The organism is Flaviaestuariibacter amylovorans (assembly GCF_039541815.1).
GTDB classification, from domain to species: domain Bacteria; phylum Bacteroidota; class Bacteroidia; order Chitinophagales; family Chitinophagaceae; genus Flavisolibacter; species Flavisolibacter amylovorans.
Map to the genome: position 1 here is coordinate 1 of NZ_BAABGY010000003.1, position 14,861 is coordinate 14,861.

Sequence of the window (14,861 nt, forward strand, 5' to 3'; positions counted from 1 at the left end):
ACACGCAGTTCAATCAACCCTTATCCTAAAATCCAAATCCTTTTGAATAACCCTCCAAACAACCCGAACTGTCAGATCAACTCCTAACTATTACAGTTTAGAATGGTTGTTGGCGCCAGCCTACCTCCCTGAAACCTTCCTAAACTTTCCTGAACCTCCCTGAACCTTCCTGAACCTTGCACTCCCTCGCCTACCTTTGCGGGCATGAATACAGCGCTCGAAAACCTCGACTTCTCCAAGTATGCCGATGGCCTCATCCCGGCCGTGGTGCAGGATTACGGCACCCAGAAAGTGCTCATGCTCGGTTTTATGAACGAAGAGGCGCTGCATCATACCGAGCAGACCGGCCTGGTCACCTTTTTCAGCCGCTCCAAGGGCCGGCTCTGGACGAAGGGCGAAGAAAGCGGCAACCACCTGCAGCTCCGCCAGATCCTTGTCGACTGTGACCGCGACAGCCTGCTCGTGAAGGCCGTGCCGTCGGGGCCCGTTTGCCACACCGGCGCCGACACCTGCTGGACCGAAAAGAACAGCCGCGAAGACTTCCTGTATTACCTCGAGCACATCATCGAGCTGCGCCGCAAGGGCACCGACGAAAGCTCCTACGTGAAGAAGCTGTTTGCCAAAGGCATCAATAAGATCGCCCAGAAAGTGGGCGAGGAAGCAGTGGAGCTCGTGATCGAGTCGAAGGACGTTAATAGGGCGTTATTTTTGGGAGAAGCGGCCGACCTGCTTTTTCACTATTTGGTATTATTGCAAGCGAAAGATTGCACGCTGGCCGACGTTGTGAAGGAACTCCAGCACCGCCATCAACCGAAATAACATGAAAAGATTTTTTACGCTCCTGTTGCTCCTCCCTGCCGCCGCCTGGTCGCAGGAAGGGTTTCGCATCAGCGCCAGCATTCCCGGGCTTAAAGACAGCACCGAGGTGAAGCTGCTCAACACGCACCAGAACAATACGGTGATCGCCACCGCGCACAGCAAGAAGGGCGCCTTCGAGCTCCGCGGACAGGTGGGCGAGCCGGCCCTTGCCGTGCTCTCGCTGGGCACCACGGGCTCCGTGTACGTATACGTCGAGAACACCGAGATGAAGCTCAGTGCCGGCCCGGCGCTGGAGGTGAAGGAGAAAACAAAAACGCCGACAACCAAAGTAAAGTCGGAAGGCCCCGCGCCCGACCTCGCCAGCATCCGCCTCGAAGGCTCCCGCTCGCATGCCGACTTCCTGCAGTTCCAGGCGATCTTCTCCCCCATCCTTGGCAAAGTGCAGAGCATGGGCAACCAGATCCAGTCGACCCAGGACCCCGCGCTCCGCAACGGGCTCATCGCTTCCTACGACTCGGTACGCCAGCAACTCAATAACGAGGTCGGCCGCTTCGTGCAGGAAAAGCGCAGCTCCTACGTGTCGCCCTTCCTGATGTACATCACAGCGCCCGTGCTCGACAACTACGTGGTGCTCAACGAGCGCTTCGGCCAGCTCGACAGCACGGTCCGCAACTCCAACATCGGGCGCGCGCTTGGCCAGAACATCGCCAACGGCCTCGTAGGCGCGATCGGCTCCGACGCCCTCAACTTTACACAGGCCGATACTACCGGCAAGCCCGTTTCACTGGCCTCCTTCAAAGGCAAATGGGTACTGCTCGACTTCTGGGCCTCCTGGTGCAAGCCCTGCCGGATCGAGAATCCGAACGTAGTGAAGGCCTTCCAGAAATTCAGCAACAAGAACTTCACCATCCTCGGCGTTTCGCTCGACCAGCGCCGCGAAGCATGGATCAAGGCGATCAACGACGACAAGCTCACCTGGACCAACGTCAGCGACTTGCAGCAATGGAGCAACGCCGTGGCGCAGCTGTACCACGTGCAGGGCATCCCGCAAAATTTCCTCATCGATCCCAACGGGAAGATCGTAGGCAAGAACCTCCGCGGCGCCGAGCTCGAAGCCAAGCTGTGCGAGCTGCTCGGGTGTAACTAAGCGCTAAAAAAGAATTTAAGAACCTGTCTGCGGACAGGTTTTTTTATGGAACGTTCATTGCACGAAAGAAGGCATGAGAAACTTGCTCTCCGTACTTCTGCTTCCTGTGGCGCTTGCTGCCTGCACCGGGAACGCGACCACCTCAGAAAGCAACGGCGCTGCGCTGCCTGCGCACAACCTCGACAAGCCCCTGAACACCTGGAATCTCTCCCCCGACCTCATCGAGATCTCGGGGATCACGCCGGCCGGACGCAACCAGATCCTGGCCATCGAGGATGCAACGCGCCATGTGTACCTGCTGGACCTCGCCAGCGGCGCCCGCGTGCGGCACAAGGGCTTGCTGCGCACCAGCGACAATACGAAGATCGATATGGAAGGCATCGAGCTCGTAGGCAACACGGCCTATGCCGTGCGCAGTAACGGGATGTTGCTCGAAATCACCGACTGGGCCGGCTCGCCCAAAGTGCGCGAGCTCCAGACCGGCATTCCCGAACGCGAGAATATCGAGGGCATTGCCTACGACCCGGTTTCCGGGCACCTGCTGCTCGCTTCGAAAGAGTTCCAAGGTAAAAAGGGGAAGAAGGGAAAGAACGACAGCCGCATCATTTACGCGTACGATCTGAAAGCCGGCGCCCTGCTGCCCGAGCCCTTCCTGGAGATCGGACCGGAGGCGGTGGCGAAGATGGGTAACGGCAAGGGAGGCTTCCACCCTTCCGCGATCGCCGTGCATCCGCGCACCGGGGAGATTTGCGTGCTGGGCTCGGCAGGCATCCGCGGGCTGGCCTGCTTCGGCCGCGACGGTTCTTTGCGCTCCTTTACGCCGATCCGCGACGCGCTGATGCCGCAGCCCGAGGGTCTTTGCTTTGGCCCCGACGGCACTCTTTACATCAGCACCGAGGGCTCGGGCGATGCCCCTGCTCGCTTGTTCTCCTTCAAGGGATAGTAGCCCATGAATCTAAAAAAGTCGGGCGGCCTTTGGCCGCCCGGTTTGTAGAAATACGGTATGAGGGCAAGTGCTCACTTACCGACGCTCGCGCCGGGGATGCAGCACGCTGTCCTTTCGGGGTGCGCTGAAGCCCTGTCCGTTGGTGCCCGTGGCCTCGTTGCCGGTAGGCGTCGCTCGCTGCCCGTTCTTCCACGGGTACATCTTGTCTTCTTCCAGGGGCACCTTCTGAACAGCGACCTTCTTCTTTCCCGACTTCGTCTTTTTCACCTTCCTGACCTGTTTATGATGTAAAGCGCCCCGGTTGCCACCGGAGGCCGACACCGATGCGGCGTCGCGCGAGCCGCCGTTTCCGCCGCCTGAGCTTTGTGCCATTGCCGGCGCGCCCAGGCAGAGCAGTACGCCGGCTATCAGGATCATTCGCTTCATGTTGTACCGATTTTGTCCGGTGTGTTGCCGCAAACGGGGGGCCAGATTGAGGCGGTTTGGGGCGGAAGCGCGCCCACTTCGATGGTATGTTATTTGTGCCCTTTATCCCAAAATGCATTTATGAACAGAACGGCCATAAATAACCGGGTGGTAACTGCCACCGCAGAGCACGAGATCGGGAAGAACCAGTATGTGGTGGCACCCGGGGTGTGGCGGGTGAAGGATAAATTCGTAAACGCCTTTATCGTGCAGAACTCAGAAGGCACCAACAACTGGGTGCTAGTCGACGCCGGCATCAAGTCGTCGGCCTCCAAGATCCGCGACCTGGCAAAGACGGTGTTCGGCTCGGGCAACAGCCGCCCCACGGCCATCGTGCTCACTCACGGTCACTTCGATCACGTAGGTGCGCTCATCGAGCTCGCCGACGAGTGGGGCGTTCCCATCTATTGTCATAAGCTCGAGGTGCCCTTCCTTACCGGCAAGGCAGAGTATCCGCCTGCAGACCCGTCGGTAGGCGGCGGCCTCATGGCCACAATGTCGTTCACGTTCCCGCGTGGCCCCATCAACGTAGAAGACCGCCTGCGGGTGATCGAGGAAGACGGCACGCTTCCCGGGCTGCCGGAGTGGCGCTGGCTTCATACGCCCGGTCATGCCCCGGGGCATATCAGCATCTACCGCGAGCGCGATGGCGTGCTGGTGGCCGGCGATGCCCTCACCACCACCAACCAGAATTCCGCGATATCGGTGATGACGCAGAAAAAGACGCTGCTTGGCCCGCCGGCTTACTTCACCATCGACTGGGGTGCCGCCGCGCGCTCGGTGCGCCTGCTGGCGCAGCTGCAGCCGCAGGTGATCGCCACCGGACACGGCCAGAGCATGTATGGTGCGGAAGCGCGGAAGGCCCTCAACAAGCTCACGCGTGAGTTCTGGGACATCGCGATGCCCGAAGAAGGACGCTATGTGCACGAGCCCGCACTGACCAATGAAGACGGGGTGACCTACATCCCGCCGGAGAAGAAGAACTACACCTTCGTAGCAACCATCGCCGTTGCAGCCGTTGCCATCGGCCTGGGCATCTACCTGATGCGCCAGCGCCGCCGCAACCGCCAGGAATGGGCCGCAGTGATGCGCCAGCTGGGCGATGCGCAGCGCTAATGATACCAGCGGCGCCCCGATGGCCCGTAGCATTACGGTGCCGCAGCGCCCGGCAAGAAAGAGCCCCGACGAAGTTGTCGGGGCTCTTTTCGTTCAGGGCAACCGGTCAAGCCAGTTGCCGCTTATAGAGCTGGATGGTATTTTCAAAGCCCAGGTACAGCGCGTCCGCGATGAGCGCATGGCCGATGCTGACTTCGTCGAGCTGCGGCAGGTGCTGCTTCAGGAAAGCAAGGTTCTGCAGGTCGAGGTCGTGGCCGGCGTTGATGCCCAGGCCCAGCTCGGCAGCCCTTTTCGCGGCAGCACGATACGGCGCTACCGCGGCTTCCCGGTCGGAGGCATAGCCGCGGGCGTAGGCTTCGGTATACAGTTCGATGCGATCGGTGCCGGTGTCGGCTGCGCCTTCCACCATATCGATGGCGGGGTCTACAAAGATCGAAACCCGGATGCCGGCCTTCTTGAAGACGCCAATGATATCGCGCAGGTAGTCGTGGTGCCGGCGGGTGTCCCAACCATGATCCGACGTAAGCTGTCCGAGCTCGTCGGGCACGAGCGTTACCTGGTGCGGACGCACGTCGAGCACAAGGTCCACGAACGAACGCTCGCGCGGGTTGCCTTCTATGTTGAATTCCGTAGTGATCACCGGCTTGATGGCCCGCACGTCGGCATAGCGGATGTGCCGCTCATCGGGGCGTGGGTGCACGGTCACGCCGTCGGCTCCGAATTCCTGTGCGTCGATGGCGGCTTTGACTACATCCGGGTTATTGCCGCCGCGGCTGTTGCGCAGGGTAGCGATCTTGTTGATATTGACGGAGAGCTTGGTCATATGCTGGGTTCAAAAACAAAGTTATTGATATATGCGGCGCCGTCGCCTTTCAGCGACTGCAGCGACTGGTGTACTGCGGCCCGAAACTCCGACAACGGCAGCTTGCGGCCGCCGGCAAAGAAATAGCCTGCATAGCCGCAATCGCGCAGCAGGCCGAAGATGGCGCCCATACGCTCGGGCCCGACATGGCGCTCCTCGATCTCGATCAGCAGGTAAGGTCGCAGCTGCTTCAGCGTATCGAGCCCGCCCTGCAGCACTTCCCACTCGTGCCCCTCCACGTCGATCTTCACCAGTGCCGGCTTCAACTGCCGCTGCGTGCAATACTGGTCGAGCGTAATCGTTTCAATCACCTGCTCTTCGGAATCGCCGTACTTATCGATCAGCGAGGCCTCGTACGACACATTGCCCTTTTGCGGCTGGATGTAAAAAAAGTTCTGACCCGACTGGTCGGAGAGCCCGAGTTGCTCCACGGTGACCTTGCGGCCGAAGAGCGACCGTAGCAATACGGTACCGCTTGGCTGCGGCTCAAAGGCTACCACGCGTCCTTCGGCGCCTACGCCTTTCAGCATCCAGTAGGTATAGGCACCCTTGTGGGCGCCCACATCCATCGCGGTGGCACCCGGCTTCAGGTGCTGGAGCATCCAATCGATCTCATTCTGGTCGGCGCGCCGGTATTTCCAGGCGCGGTAATAAAGTTTCAGGGTTTGCTTGAGTGTCGCCATCAGAGTTCTTTCCAGGTGTGATCGGCCAGTAACTGCACGGCGGCTACAAAGCCCTGGTAGGGCATGGCCGCGCCCCATTCCTTCGGAGAGATGAGGGAGATCATGTGATTGCCGTCCTGCTTTTCGTATAAGTAATAGATCTGCCCGATCTCGGGCTTGAAGGAGATCTTCGCGTTGTAGATCATCAGCGATAGCTCCTTGCGCTTGTGGATCTCCTGGGCCTGCAGCGCCAGCAGCTCGATCTGCTTGCGGATCTGGTCGAGCTGCATGTTGGTCTGCTCCTCCATGGCCGTCAGGGCCTTGTGGCGGATCACACCTTCCTCGGTGGGCTTTATCAGCGCGCCCGACACGGATGCCGAATAGGGCAGCACGCTCATCTGACGGTGAAACACTTCCACGTTGGTATAGGGCGCGCCATCGGCACGGAAGCCCTGCACGGTCAGTTTCAGGTAGCCGTTGGGCTGGATCTCGTGCACGATGTGCAGCGCCACCTGGCCGGCCCTGTAGAAATGCAGCTCGAAGGAAATGCTGTCGGTGAACGATACCTGCACCTCGTCGGCCAACGCCTTGTCGGCAAAGGGATGCAGGTCGCCGTCGGCCTCGATGCTGTAGGAAGAGGTAAACGCTTCGTTTTCCAGGCTCACCCAGCTGTGTGTCACCTGAAGGGCACGCTGTCCCTCGGGACTCTCGATCTTGTAGATCCCGCTTTGGGGCCGGGTACCCGACTCGTAGGTTCCCTTTTCGGGAAACAGCTGCCAGCTACCCAGGAAGTTATAGGCTTGAACCATTCGGCAAAAGTAATGTGCTAATGTGCTAATGAGTTAATGTGCTGATAAAAGGCCATCCATTTCCTTGGGCTGACGTATTGCCGGATAACAGGCAAGGTCACAACCGAACTTCTACACCTTGCTCCTTCAGGTAGGCTTTGAGGTCGGGGATGGAGATCTCGCCGAAGTGGAACACCGAGGCGGCGAGGGCGGCGTCGGCAGCGCCCTTTGTGAAGGCATCCGCGAAGTGGTCCATTGTGCCGCCGCCGCCGGAGGCGATGACGGGTACCGGGAGGGCATCGGAAAGACGGCGCGTGATGTCGAGGGCGAAGCCTGTTTTCGTGCCGTCATGGTTCATGGAAGTGAGCAGGATCTCACCGGCGCCCAGATCAACGGCCTGGCGGGCCCAATCGAAACAGCGCACGTCGGTCTTTTTGCGGCCGCCCTGCAGGTACACATACCACTCGCCGTCATCTTCGAGCCGGGTATCGATCGCCAGCACCACGCACTGGCTCCCGGCCATGCGGGCTATGTCGGAAACGAGCCCCGGGTTGTCGAAGGCAGCGGTGTTCACGGAAATCTTGTCGGCACCCGCGGCAAGCAGGGCGCTCACATCCTCGGTAGACCGGATGCCGCCTCCTACCGTGAACGGGATATTGATGGTATGGGCCACTTCGTGCACGAGCGCGGCCAGCGTCTTCCGTTTTTCTACCGTTGCGGTGATGTCGAGGAACACGAGCTCGTCGGCCCCCTGCCGCGCATATTCCGCGGCGAGTGCCACCGGGTCGCCCGCGTCGCGCAGGTTCACGAAGTTGGTGCCCTTCACCGTGCGGCCGTCCTTGATGTCGAGGCAGGGAATGATGCGTTTGGCGAGCATAATGTTTATTGGTCTATTGGTCTATTTGTTTATTGGTAAGGGTCGTTCAAACCGGCCATTTCTTTCCGTCGTTTGCTGGATGGTTTTTGATCAAGGCTTACTTGGTCTCGGGATAACTGTTCAAAACCCCCAAAACCTTTCAAAACCTTTTTAGCTGCTCCAGTGAAATGAATCCCTCGTAAATGGCCTTTCCGATGATGGCGCCCCGGCATCCGGCGTCGCGGAGGCGGTGCAGGTCGTCGAGGGAGGCCACGCCGCCGGAGGCGATGAAGTGCAGCTCCGGGAATTTTTGAACGATGTTCTGGTATAGCTCGAGCGACGGCCCTTGCAGGGCGCCGTCCTTGGCCACGTCGGTGCAAAAGAGCTGGGTGATGCCCTTCTCCACATACTGCTGAATGAAGTCATAGATCCAGATGTCGGTACTTTCCGTCCACCCGGAGATCGTGATCTTTTCGTCGCGCACGTCAGCACCGAGCAGGAAGCGGCCGGCGCCGAAGCGCTCCAGCCACCTCGTAAACGTGTCGGCATCCTTGACGGCGATGCTGCCCACCGTTGCGAGCGCGGCGCCCGAGTCGAACACAATCTGGACGTCCTTCTCGGCTTTGATGCCGCCGCCGAAGTCGATCACCAGGCCCGTCTTGCCGGCGATCGTTTCCAGCACCTTCCAGTTGCGCACCTGTCCGGCCTTGGCGCCGTCGAGGTCCACCAGGTGGAGGCGGCGGAGACCCGCGTCCTCGAACTGGAGCGCTACTTCAAGGGGATGCTCGTTGTAGACCTTTTTCTGTCCGTAGTCGCCGTGCGTGAGGCGCACGCATTTGCCGTCGATAATGTCGATTGCGGGAATGAGTTCCATTAGAGTTGCAGGAAGTTTTGGATGATGCGGTCGCCGGTGGCGGCGCTTTTCTCGGTATGAAATTGTACGCCGTAGAAATTGTCCTTGTGTACGGCGGCTGCGTAGGTGAGCCCGTATTCACAGTGGGCAATGGTATACGGACTGTCTTCGGCGTAATAGCTATGCACGTTGTAGACATAGCTACCTTCGTCGATGCCGGCGAAGAGCGGGGAGCGCAGGTTGAAGAGCCGGTTCCAGCCTACCTGCGGCACCTTGAGCAGTGCATCTGCCGGCAGAAAGCGGCGTACCCGCACCGGTACGATGCCGAGCGCTTCGGTATCGTTCTCCTCCGAATGGGCGCAGAGCAGCTGCATACCCACGCAAATGCCGAGCACGGGCTGCGTGAGTGAGCGCAACACCCCGTCGAGGCCGTTCTGCCGGAGGCTGGCCATGGCGGTGCTCGCCTCGCCCACGCCGGGGAAGATGACCTTGTCGGCCCGGCGCAGCGCTTCCGGTTCATCGGTCACTTCGGCTTCGGCGCCGAGCCGCTCCAGCGCGTTCAGCACAGAGCGGATGTTGCCGGCGTTATATTTGATTATTGCAAGTTTCATTGTTACTTTGTCAAAGTTATTCGCCGTTGCTGATGCTTTGGCGAAGTAGTCCGGAATGAATCGCGGGAGTAGCTCACCTGGTAGAGCGACAGCTTCCCAAGCTGTAGGTAGCGGGTTCGAGTCCCGTCTCCCGCTCAAAGAAAGAAGTTCCTCTTCTTTCTTTTTTTGCCCGCTCACCTCGTAGTCCGCCGGCGGGGTCCCGGCTACCGCGTTCGAGCGGTGAACCTTCCCTAAAAGCAGTAACGTCCGTCGCCCCTTCGAATCCATCGTCGTTCTATCTTGCCCACCTAACGGCTCATCCCGTCTTTTGTTCACCCAGCACGCGGGTTAAAAACGTACGGGTCGCCGTTTCGATGTCCGGGCCCTGCTCGAGCGCCTGGATATAGGCCGACCCGATGATGGCGCCTTCGGCGTGCGCGCAGGCCGCGTCGAAGCTGGCCTTGTCGCGAATGCCGAAGCCCACGAGTAGCGGGTTCCGGAGGCCGAGTGCTTTCAGGCGCTGCAGGTAGGCTTCCACCGGCGCCATTTCGGTGCCGGCACCCGTGATCGAGGACGACGATACGGCATAGAGGAAGCCGCTGCTCAGCGCATCGAGCCGGCGTACGCGCTCGTCGGACGTTTCGGGCGTCACCAGGAAAATGAAATTGAGCCCCGCTCCTTCCACAACGGCCCGGTATTCCCGCTCGTATTCATACATCGGGATATCGGGTATAATGAGCCCGTCGACGCCCACGGCAGCCGCTTCGTTGCAGAATTTTTCAAAGCCGTATTGCAGCAAGGGATTCAGGTAGCCCATGAGCACCACCGGCACCCGGATCTCTTCCCGGAAGTCCTTCAGCTGCGCCAGCAGCTTCCCGATGGTCATACCACCGGCCAGCGCGCGCGCGCTGCTCGCCTGGATCACGGGTCCATCGGCCAGCGGGTCGCTATAGGGCATACCCAGCTCGATGAGGTCGGCACCGTTATCCTGCAGCGCCCGGAGCACGGTGCGCGTGCTATCAGGTTCGGGAAAGCCCGCGGTGCAATACACATTCAGGAGCCGCTCTTTTTTTCGCTCAAACAATTCCGTTAGTCGGGACATTGGTTTATTGGTCTATTAGTTTATTAGTTTATTAGTTTATTGGTCTATTGGTTTATTGGTAAGGTCGTCTCTCCGTAATTGTCTTTCTGACCCGGATCATTTCTCAGTTGGCAAGCGCGCAAATGCATTTTGATGCGTCCTTACCAGCGTCGAGAACGGTTCCGTGAATATCTTGCCGGGTTGATCACCCCATCACCCCATCACCCCATCACCCCATCACCCCATCATCCCATCATCCCATCATCCCATTACCCCATCACCCTCCTTCGACTCCGCTGCGCTCCGCTCTGGATGACAAGTGCCTTTTGTCAGGCTGAGCGCAGCCGAAGCCAGCACATTAACCCATCGCACTCATATAAGTGGCGAGGTCCTTGTCGCCGCGGCCGCTGAGGCAGACGACCACAACATCCTTTTCGTTCAGATCCAGCTGGCGCAGGGCCGCAAAGGCATGGCCGGTTTCGAGGGCCGGAATGATGCCTTCGAGCCTGGCTACTTCGAAGGAAGCGTTGAGTGCGTCCTCATCGGTGACGCAGAGGAACTGCCCCCGGCCGCTGGCATGCAGGTGCGCATGCAGGGGCCCGATGCCCGGGTAGTCGAGTCCCGCAGAAATACTGTGCGGCTCCACCACCTGCCCGTCGGGCGTCTGCATTACGAGGCTGCGGCTGCCATGCAGGATGCCTTCCGTTCCAAGGCGCGTGGTGGCGGCGCTGCGGCCGCTCTCCACGCCATGACCCGCGGCCTCTACAGCAATGATCTGCACCGACGGCTCGTCGAGGAAGTGGTAGAAGGCACCGGCGGCATTGGAACCCCCGCCCACGCAGGCCACCACGTGGGTCGGCAGCTCGCTGCCCGTGCGCTCGTGTAATTGCCGGCGCACCTCGGCGCTGATGACGCTCTGGAAGCGCGCCACGAGGTCGGGGTATGGATGCGGACCCACCACCGACCCGATGATGTAATGCGTATCGTGCGGATGACCGATCCAGTCGCGGATGGCCTCGTTGGTGGCATCCTTCAGGGTCTTGGAGCCGCTGGTGGCAGGACGCACCGTGGCGCCGAGCATCCGCATCCGCGCCACGTTGGGCGCCTGTCGCTCCATGTCTTTCTCCCCCATGTACACAATACATTCGATGCCTTTGAGCGCGCACACCGTGGCCGTGGCCACTCCGTGCTGCCCGGCGCCCGTCTCCGCGATGATGCGCTTTTTGCCGAGCCGCTGCGCGAGCAGGATCTGGCCAACGGTGTTGTTGATCTTGTGTGCGCCGGTATGGCAAAGGTCCTCGCGTTTCAGGTATACCTGGGTGCCGTGGAGGCGGCTGAGGCGCTCCGCGAAAAAGAGCGGTGTGGGCCGGCCCACGTAGTCGCGCAGCAGCTGCGCATACTCTTCCCGGAACGAAGGATCCTCGAGCAGCTCCTTATAGCGGCTGCGCAGCTCCGCTACGTTGCGGTGCAGCATTTCGGGGATGTAGGCTCCGCCAAAGCGGCCGTAGTAGCCCTCCTCATCGGGGTGAAAGTTCGTTGTGGTGCTTGCGTTCATCGTCGGTTTGTTTAATGATCGTTCTGTACGTGGCCCGAGCGGCTGGCGTGGAGTTCGCTCAGAAACGTCGCCACCACGGCCATATCCTTGACGCCGGGCTCCGTTTCGAAGCGGCTGTTGATGTCGATGCAATACAGGAAGGGATGATAAAAGCTGCGGATCTTTTCGAGGTCGTCGGGACCGATACCGCCGCTCAGGAAGAACAGCTTGTCGACCAGCGCCTTCTCGAGCAGCTTCCAGTCGAAGGAGCGGCCGCTGCCGCCGTAATCTTCCGTGCGCGTATCGAACAGGAAGTAATCGCAGACCGCGTGGTAGGGTGCCACCAGGGCGTCAATATCCGTGTCGGCCCCGATGCGGAAGGCCTTGATGATGTTGACGCGGTCGCGCAGGCCGGCGCAATATTCGGGCGACTCGTCGCCGTGCAGCTGCACCGCCGTGAGGTTGTAGCGCTCCGTATCGGCCATTACTTTCGCGGCATCCTCGTTCACATACACACCGATCTTGGAGATACCGACCCGCTCCAGCTCGTCGGCTGCCGCTTCGGTAAAGGGCAGCGCGGACCGCTTCGACCCGGCATACAACACCAGACCGACGTAGTCGACACCCAGCTCATGGGCCCGCTCCATCTGGGCGATCGAGGTCAGCCCGCATACTTTAAGCTTCATCGGATAATTTTTTAATGTTCCCTACAAAAGCGGCAAAGGCCGAGCCGGGATCCGCCTCCTTCATGAACCGCTCCCCGATCAGGAAGCCGTCGAAGCCGTGTGCCTTCAGGAACAGTAAGTCCTCCGGCGAGCTGATGCCGCTCTCGGCCACCTTCAGCTTCCCCGCAGGCAGGGCTTTTGCGAGCTGCACCGACCGGTCCAGATCCACCGAAAAGGTCTTCAGGTTCCGGTTGTTGATGCCCACGAGGTCCACTTCGGGGCAAACGTGCCCGAGCTCCTCGTCGCCGTGCAATTCGAGCAGTACCTCGAGGCCCAGGCTTTTGGCCTCTGCCGCCAGCTCCCGCACCTGCGCCGGCTCCAGGATGGCGGCGATCAGGAGGATCACGTCGGCGCCAAAGGCACGCGCCTCGTGCAGCTGGTACGGATCGATGGTGAAGTCCTTGCGGAGCAGCGGCGCCTCGACCATAGTGCGGGATTCTTCCAGGTCCGACAGGTTGCCACCGAAGAAGGGCGCGTCGGTCAGGATCGAGATACCGGCAGCGCCATACTGGTCGTAGGCCGGCACGGCGATCCGGGGCGACGCCAGCTCATGGGCGATCCAGCCCTTGCTCGGCGATTTGCGCTTGAATTCGGCGATGATGCCGGTGCTGCCCGGGAGGGCCAGCGTATAGGCGAGGGAGCGGCGCGGGGCAGCGTACAACGGACGCTCCTTCAGCTCCGTGAGCGTACGCTCCACTTTCCGGTCGGCCACCTCGTGGCGCTTTTGCTGTACGATTTTTTCGAGGATGTTCATTGGAGGGAGATGAGTTTTTCGAAGGAGCGGAGGGCGCTGCCGCTTTCGAGGCTTTCCACGGCAGCATCATAGGCGGCATCGTAGGCCGCGTACCCACCGGAGCCCTGCAAAGCGAGGGCCGCATTGGCCAGCACCACGGCGTTTTGCGCCCAGGAGCCTTCTCCGCGAAGGATCTTCACAAATATTTTGGCGGCGTCGGCCACGCTGTTGCCGCCGCTGATGTCGGCCGGCTGCACGCTGCGCTTACCCAGCACCTGGGGCGACAGTACGCGCTCGCCTTCCGGGGTGATCACCTTCGTGTCGTTGGTCAGCGATACCTCGTCGTAGCCGTCGAGCCCGTGGATGAGGGTGAAGGCGCGGCCATCCAGCTGCAGCAGGTAGTTGTAGATCCGTGCCAGCTCGAGGCTGTACACGCCCACCAGCTGGAAGGCGGGTGCGGCCGGGTTTACGAGCGGTCCCAGCATGTTGAAGAAGGTGCGGAAGCCGAGGCTTTTGCGAAGCGGCCCCACTACTTTAAGCGCCGGGTGGAAAAGGGGTGCGTGCAGAAAGGTGAAGCCCGTCGCTTCGAGCTCGCGCTGCAGGCGCCCGGTATCGCTCGAGAAGCGGTAGCCGAGCGTTTCCATCACGTTGGAAGCCCCGGAGATGGAGGAGGCCCCGTAGTTGCCGTGCTTGGCCACCTTGCCGCCTGCACCCGCCACGATGAAGCAGGCGAGGGTGGAGATGTTGAAGGTGTTCTTGCCGTCGCCGCCGGTGCCTACGATGTCGATGGGCGCGAAGTCGGCGAGCGGCGCCGGAACGGCCAGCTCCAGGAGGCCATCGCGGAAGCCGAGGAGCTCGTCGATCGTGATGGTGCGCATCAGGTACACGGTCATGAAGGCCGCGATCTCGGTATCGTTGAAGCGCGCGCCGGCGAGGTCCAGCATGATCTGGCGGGCCGTGGCGCGGTCGAGGGTCTTGTGCTCGAAGAGTTGTTGGAGGATCTTTTTCATCTGGGTCAATGGTGAATGGTCAATGGTCAATGCGCGCTATTTACCGAGCCAGTTCTTGATGATTTGTGCGCCGTTGGGGGTAAGCACGCTTTCGGGATGGAACTGCACGCCCTGGACGTCCAGCTCCTTGTGGCGTAAGGCCATAATGTAGCCATTGTCGTCGGTTGCCGTTACAGTGAGCTCCTTCGGAAAGTTATCGTTACTCACCACCCAGCTATGGTATCGCCCAACCTCGATGTCGTCGGGCAACCCGCGGAACAGGTCCCCTTTGACGATTGACGATTCACGCTTCACGCGCGCCGGCGTGGCCACCCCATGAAACACGGTATCGAGGTTCACGAGCGTTCCGCCGAAGGCCTGCCCGATGGCCTGGTGACCGAGGCAGACGCCCAGGATCGGTTTTTTGCCGGCATATTCCTTAATGAGCGGCAGCAGCAGGCCCGCCTCCTCCGGGATACCCGGACCGGGCGAGAGGATGACGCGGTCGAACCGGGCCACTTCACTAAGCGGCAGCTGGTCGTTGCGGTGCACTTCCACAGGCTCGTCGGTGAGCGTGCGCACGAGGTGCACCAGGTTATACGTAAAAGAATCGTAGTTGTCGAAAACAAGTATCACGTGTATCGTATTAGTACGGTTAATCAAAAGCGGGCTCGAACCCACAAAACCTCAAAAAC

General features: G+C 60.5%; 17 protein-coding genes and 1 tRNA gene. 5 read left to right on the forward strand and 13 right to left on the reverse strand.

The annotated features are described in order from the left end of the window. Nucleotides 1-204: 204 nt before the first annotated feature. From hisIE to ABD937_RS04460, 3 genes are all read left to right on the forward strand, one after another. Nucleotides 205-819, forward strand: a complete 615-nt coding sequence (hisIE, locus tag ABD937_RS04450; protein WP_345253729.1) for a bifunctional phosphoribosyl-AMP cyclohydrolase/phosphoribosyl-ATP diphosphatase HisIE — start codon at nucleotides 205-207, stop codon at nucleotides 817-819. Between the two features lies 1 nt (nucleotide 820). Beyond that, nucleotides 821-1,966 carry a redoxin domain-containing protein gene (locus ABD937_RS04455; RefSeq protein WP_345253730.1) on the forward strand — a complete coding sequence of 382 codons (1,146 nt, stop codon included), beginning with the start codon at nucleotides 821-823 and terminating at the stop codon, nucleotides 1,964-1,966. Nucleotides 1,967-2,039: 73 nt separating this feature from the next. Continuing rightward, nucleotides 2,040-2,909 (forward strand): hypothetical protein, encoded by an 870-nt coding sequence (locus tag ABD937_RS04460; RefSeq protein ID WP_345253731.1) that lies wholly within the window; start codon nucleotides 2,040-2,042, stop codon nucleotides 2,907-2,909. Nucleotides 2,910-2,987: 78 nt separating this feature from the next. Here ABD937_RS04460 and ABD937_RS04465 read toward each other — a convergent pair whose 3' ends face one another. Further along, complete coding sequence (locus ABD937_RS04465) at nucleotides 2,988-3,338, reverse strand: hypothetical protein (protein WP_345253732.1); 351 nt, start codon at nucleotides 3,336-3,338, stop codon at nucleotides 2,988-2,990. Between the two features lie 120 nt (nucleotides 3,339-3,458). Here ABD937_RS04465 and ABD937_RS04470 point away from each other — a divergent pair, with 120 nt between their 5' ends. Continuing rightward, complete coding sequence (locus ABD937_RS04470; protein WP_345253733.1) at nucleotides 3,459-4,493, forward strand: MBL fold metallo-hydrolase; 1,035 nt, start codon at nucleotides 3,459-3,461, stop codon at nucleotides 4,491-4,493. A gap of 106 nt (nucleotides 4,494-4,599) precedes the next feature. Here the strand turns inward: ABD937_RS04470 and ABD937_RS04475 are convergent, their stop codons facing one another. The 6 genes from ABD937_RS04475 to hisH all read right to left on the reverse strand — a co-directional run bounded on the left by ABD937_RS04475 (nucleotide 4,600) and on the right by hisH (nucleotide 9,125). Next, nucleotides 4,600-5,316, reverse strand: coding sequence for a pyridoxine 5'-phosphate synthase (locus ABD937_RS04475; protein ID WP_345253734.1), 717 nt, complete (start codon nucleotides 5,314-5,316; stop codon nucleotides 4,600-4,602). Then, complete coding sequence (locus ABD937_RS04480; RefSeq protein WP_345253735.1) at nucleotides 5,313-6,038, reverse strand: FkbM family methyltransferase; 726 nt, start codon at nucleotides 6,036-6,038, stop codon at nucleotides 5,313-5,315. The genes ABD937_RS04475 and ABD937_RS04480 overlap by 4 nt, the downstream gene beginning before the upstream one ends. Beyond that, nucleotides 6,038-6,826, reverse strand: a complete 789-nt coding sequence (locus ABD937_RS04485) for a DUF2452 domain-containing protein (RefSeq protein WP_345253736.1) — start codon at nucleotides 6,824-6,826, stop codon at nucleotides 6,038-6,040. Before ABD937_RS04485 ends, ABD937_RS04480 begins: the two co-directional genes overlap by 1 nt. A gap of 97 nt (nucleotides 6,827-6,923) precedes the next feature. Next, complete coding sequence (hisF, locus tag ABD937_RS04490; RefSeq protein WP_345253737.1) at nucleotides 6,924-7,682, reverse strand: imidazole glycerol phosphate synthase subunit HisF; 759 nt, start codon at nucleotides 7,680-7,682, stop codon at nucleotides 6,924-6,926. Between the two features lie 139 nt (nucleotides 7,683-7,821). Beyond that, the gene (gene hisA, locus ABD937_RS04495; RefSeq protein ID WP_345253738.1) at nucleotides 7,822-8,535 is read right to left on the reverse strand and encodes a 1-(5-phosphoribosyl)-5-[(5-phosphoribosylamino)methylideneamino]imidazole-4-carboxamide isomerase; all 714 of its coding nucleotides are present in this window, start codon (nucleotides 8,533-8,535) and stop codon (nucleotides 7,822-7,824) included. Continuing rightward, complete coding sequence (gene hisH / locus ABD937_RS04500; protein ID WP_345253740.1) at nucleotides 8,535-9,125, reverse strand: imidazole glycerol phosphate synthase subunit HisH; 591 nt, start codon at nucleotides 9,123-9,125, stop codon at nucleotides 8,535-8,537. The genes hisA and hisH overlap by 1 nt, the downstream gene beginning before the upstream one ends. A 62-nt stretch (nucleotides 9,126-9,187) precedes the next feature. Here hisH and ABD937_RS04505 point away from each other — a divergent pair. Continuing rightward, nucleotides 9,188-9,260, forward strand: a tRNA-Gly gene (locus ABD937_RS04505). A gap of 160 nt (nucleotides 9,261-9,420) precedes the next feature. Here the strand turns inward: ABD937_RS04505 and trpA are convergent. From trpA to ABD937_RS04535, 6 genes are all read right to left on the reverse strand, one after another. Beyond that, nucleotides 9,421-10,206, reverse strand: coding sequence for a tryptophan synthase subunit alpha (gene trpA, locus ABD937_RS04510; RefSeq protein WP_345253742.1), 786 nt, complete (start codon nucleotides 10,204-10,206; stop codon nucleotides 9,421-9,423). Nucleotides 10,207-10,543: 337 nt separating this feature from the next. After that, complete coding sequence (trpB, locus tag ABD937_RS04515) at nucleotides 10,544-11,740, reverse strand: tryptophan synthase subunit beta (RefSeq protein ID WP_345253743.1); 1,197 nt, start codon at nucleotides 11,738-11,740, stop codon at nucleotides 10,544-10,546. Between the two features lie 11 nt (nucleotides 11,741-11,751). Further along, nucleotides 11,752-12,405 carry a phosphoribosylanthranilate isomerase gene (locus tag ABD937_RS04520; RefSeq protein WP_345253744.1) on the reverse strand — a complete coding sequence of 218 codons (654 nt, stop codon included), beginning with the start codon at nucleotides 12,403-12,405 and terminating at the stop codon, nucleotides 11,752-11,754. Then, nucleotides 12,395-13,198, reverse strand: a complete 804-nt coding sequence (gene trpC / locus ABD937_RS04525; protein ID WP_345253745.1) for an indole-3-glycerol phosphate synthase TrpC — start codon at nucleotides 13,196-13,198, stop codon at nucleotides 12,395-12,397. The genes ABD937_RS04520 and trpC overlap by 11 nt, the downstream gene beginning before the upstream one ends. Further along, entirely contained in the window at nucleotides 13,195-14,187 is a 993-nt protein-coding gene (gene trpD, locus ABD937_RS04530) for an anthranilate phosphoribosyltransferase (RefSeq protein WP_345253747.1), read from the reverse strand. Before trpD ends, trpC begins: the two co-directional genes overlap by 4 nt. 36 nt (nucleotides 14,188-14,223) lie before the next feature. Beyond that, nucleotides 14,224-14,802 (reverse strand): anthranilate synthase component II, encoded by a 579-nt coding sequence (locus ABD937_RS04535; RefSeq protein ID WP_345253748.1) that lies wholly within the window; start codon nucleotides 14,800-14,802, stop codon nucleotides 14,224-14,226. Nucleotides 14,803-14,861 lie beyond the last annotated feature (59 nt).

Excerpts from the sequence above, each read along its gene's own strand:
- hisIE (WP_345253729.1), top strand. The coding sequence starts at position 205 with ATGAATACAGCGCTCGAAAACCTCGACTTCTCCAAGTATGCCGATGGC.
- ABD937_RS04455 (WP_345253730.1), top strand. The coding sequence starts at position 821 with ATGAAAAGATTTTTTACGCTCCTGTTGCTCCTCCCTGCCGCCGCCTGG.
- ABD937_RS04460 (WP_345253731.1), top strand. The coding sequence starts at position 2,040 with ATGAGAAACTTGCTCTCCGTACTTCTGCTTCCTGTGGCGCTTGCTGCC.
- ABD937_RS04465 (WP_345253732.1), bottom strand. The coding sequence starts at position 3,338 with ATGAAGCGAATGATCCTGATAGCCGGCGTACTGCTCTGCCTGGGCGCG.
- ABD937_RS04470 (WP_345253733.1), top strand. The coding sequence starts at position 3,459 with ATGAACAGAACGGCCATAAATAACCGGGTGGTAACTGCCACCGCAGAG.
- ABD937_RS04475 (WP_345253734.1), bottom strand. The coding sequence starts at position 5,316 with ATGACCAAGCTCTCCGTCAATATCAACAAGATCGCTACCCTGCGCAAC.
- ABD937_RS04480 (WP_345253735.1), bottom strand. The coding sequence starts at position 6,038 with ATGGCGACACTCAAGCAAACCCTGAAACTTTATTACCGCGCCTGGAAA.
- ABD937_RS04485 (WP_345253736.1), bottom strand. The coding sequence starts at position 6,826 with ATGGTTCAAGCCTATAACTTCCTGGGTAGCTGGCAGCTGTTTCCCGAA.
- hisF (WP_345253737.1), bottom strand. The coding sequence starts at position 7,682 with ATGCTCGCCAAACGCATCATTCCCTGCCTCGACATCAAGGACGGCCGC.
- hisA (WP_345253738.1), bottom strand. The coding sequence starts at position 8,535 with ATGGAACTCATTCCCGCAATCGACATTATCGACGGCAAATGCGTGCGC.
- hisH (WP_345253740.1), bottom strand. The coding sequence starts at position 9,125 with ATGAAACTTGCAATAATCAAATATAACGCCGGCAACATCCGCTCTGTG.
- trpA (WP_345253742.1), bottom strand. The coding sequence starts at position 10,206 with ATGTCCCGACTAACGGAATTGTTTGAGCGAAAAAAAGAGCGGCTCCTG.
- trpB (WP_345253743.1), bottom strand. The coding sequence starts at position 11,740 with ATGAACGCAAGCACCACAACGAACTTTCACCCCGATGAGGAGGGCTAC.
- ABD937_RS04520 (WP_345253744.1), bottom strand. The coding sequence starts at position 12,405 with ATGAAGCTTAAAGTATGCGGGCTGACCTCGATCGCCCAGATGGAGCGG.
- trpC (WP_345253745.1), bottom strand. The coding sequence starts at position 13,198 with ATGAACATCCTCGAAAAAATCGTACAGCAAAAGCGCCACGAGGTGGCC.
- trpD (WP_345253747.1), bottom strand. The coding sequence starts at position 14,187 with ATGAAAAAGATCCTCCAACAACTCTTCGAGCACAAGACCCTCGACCGC.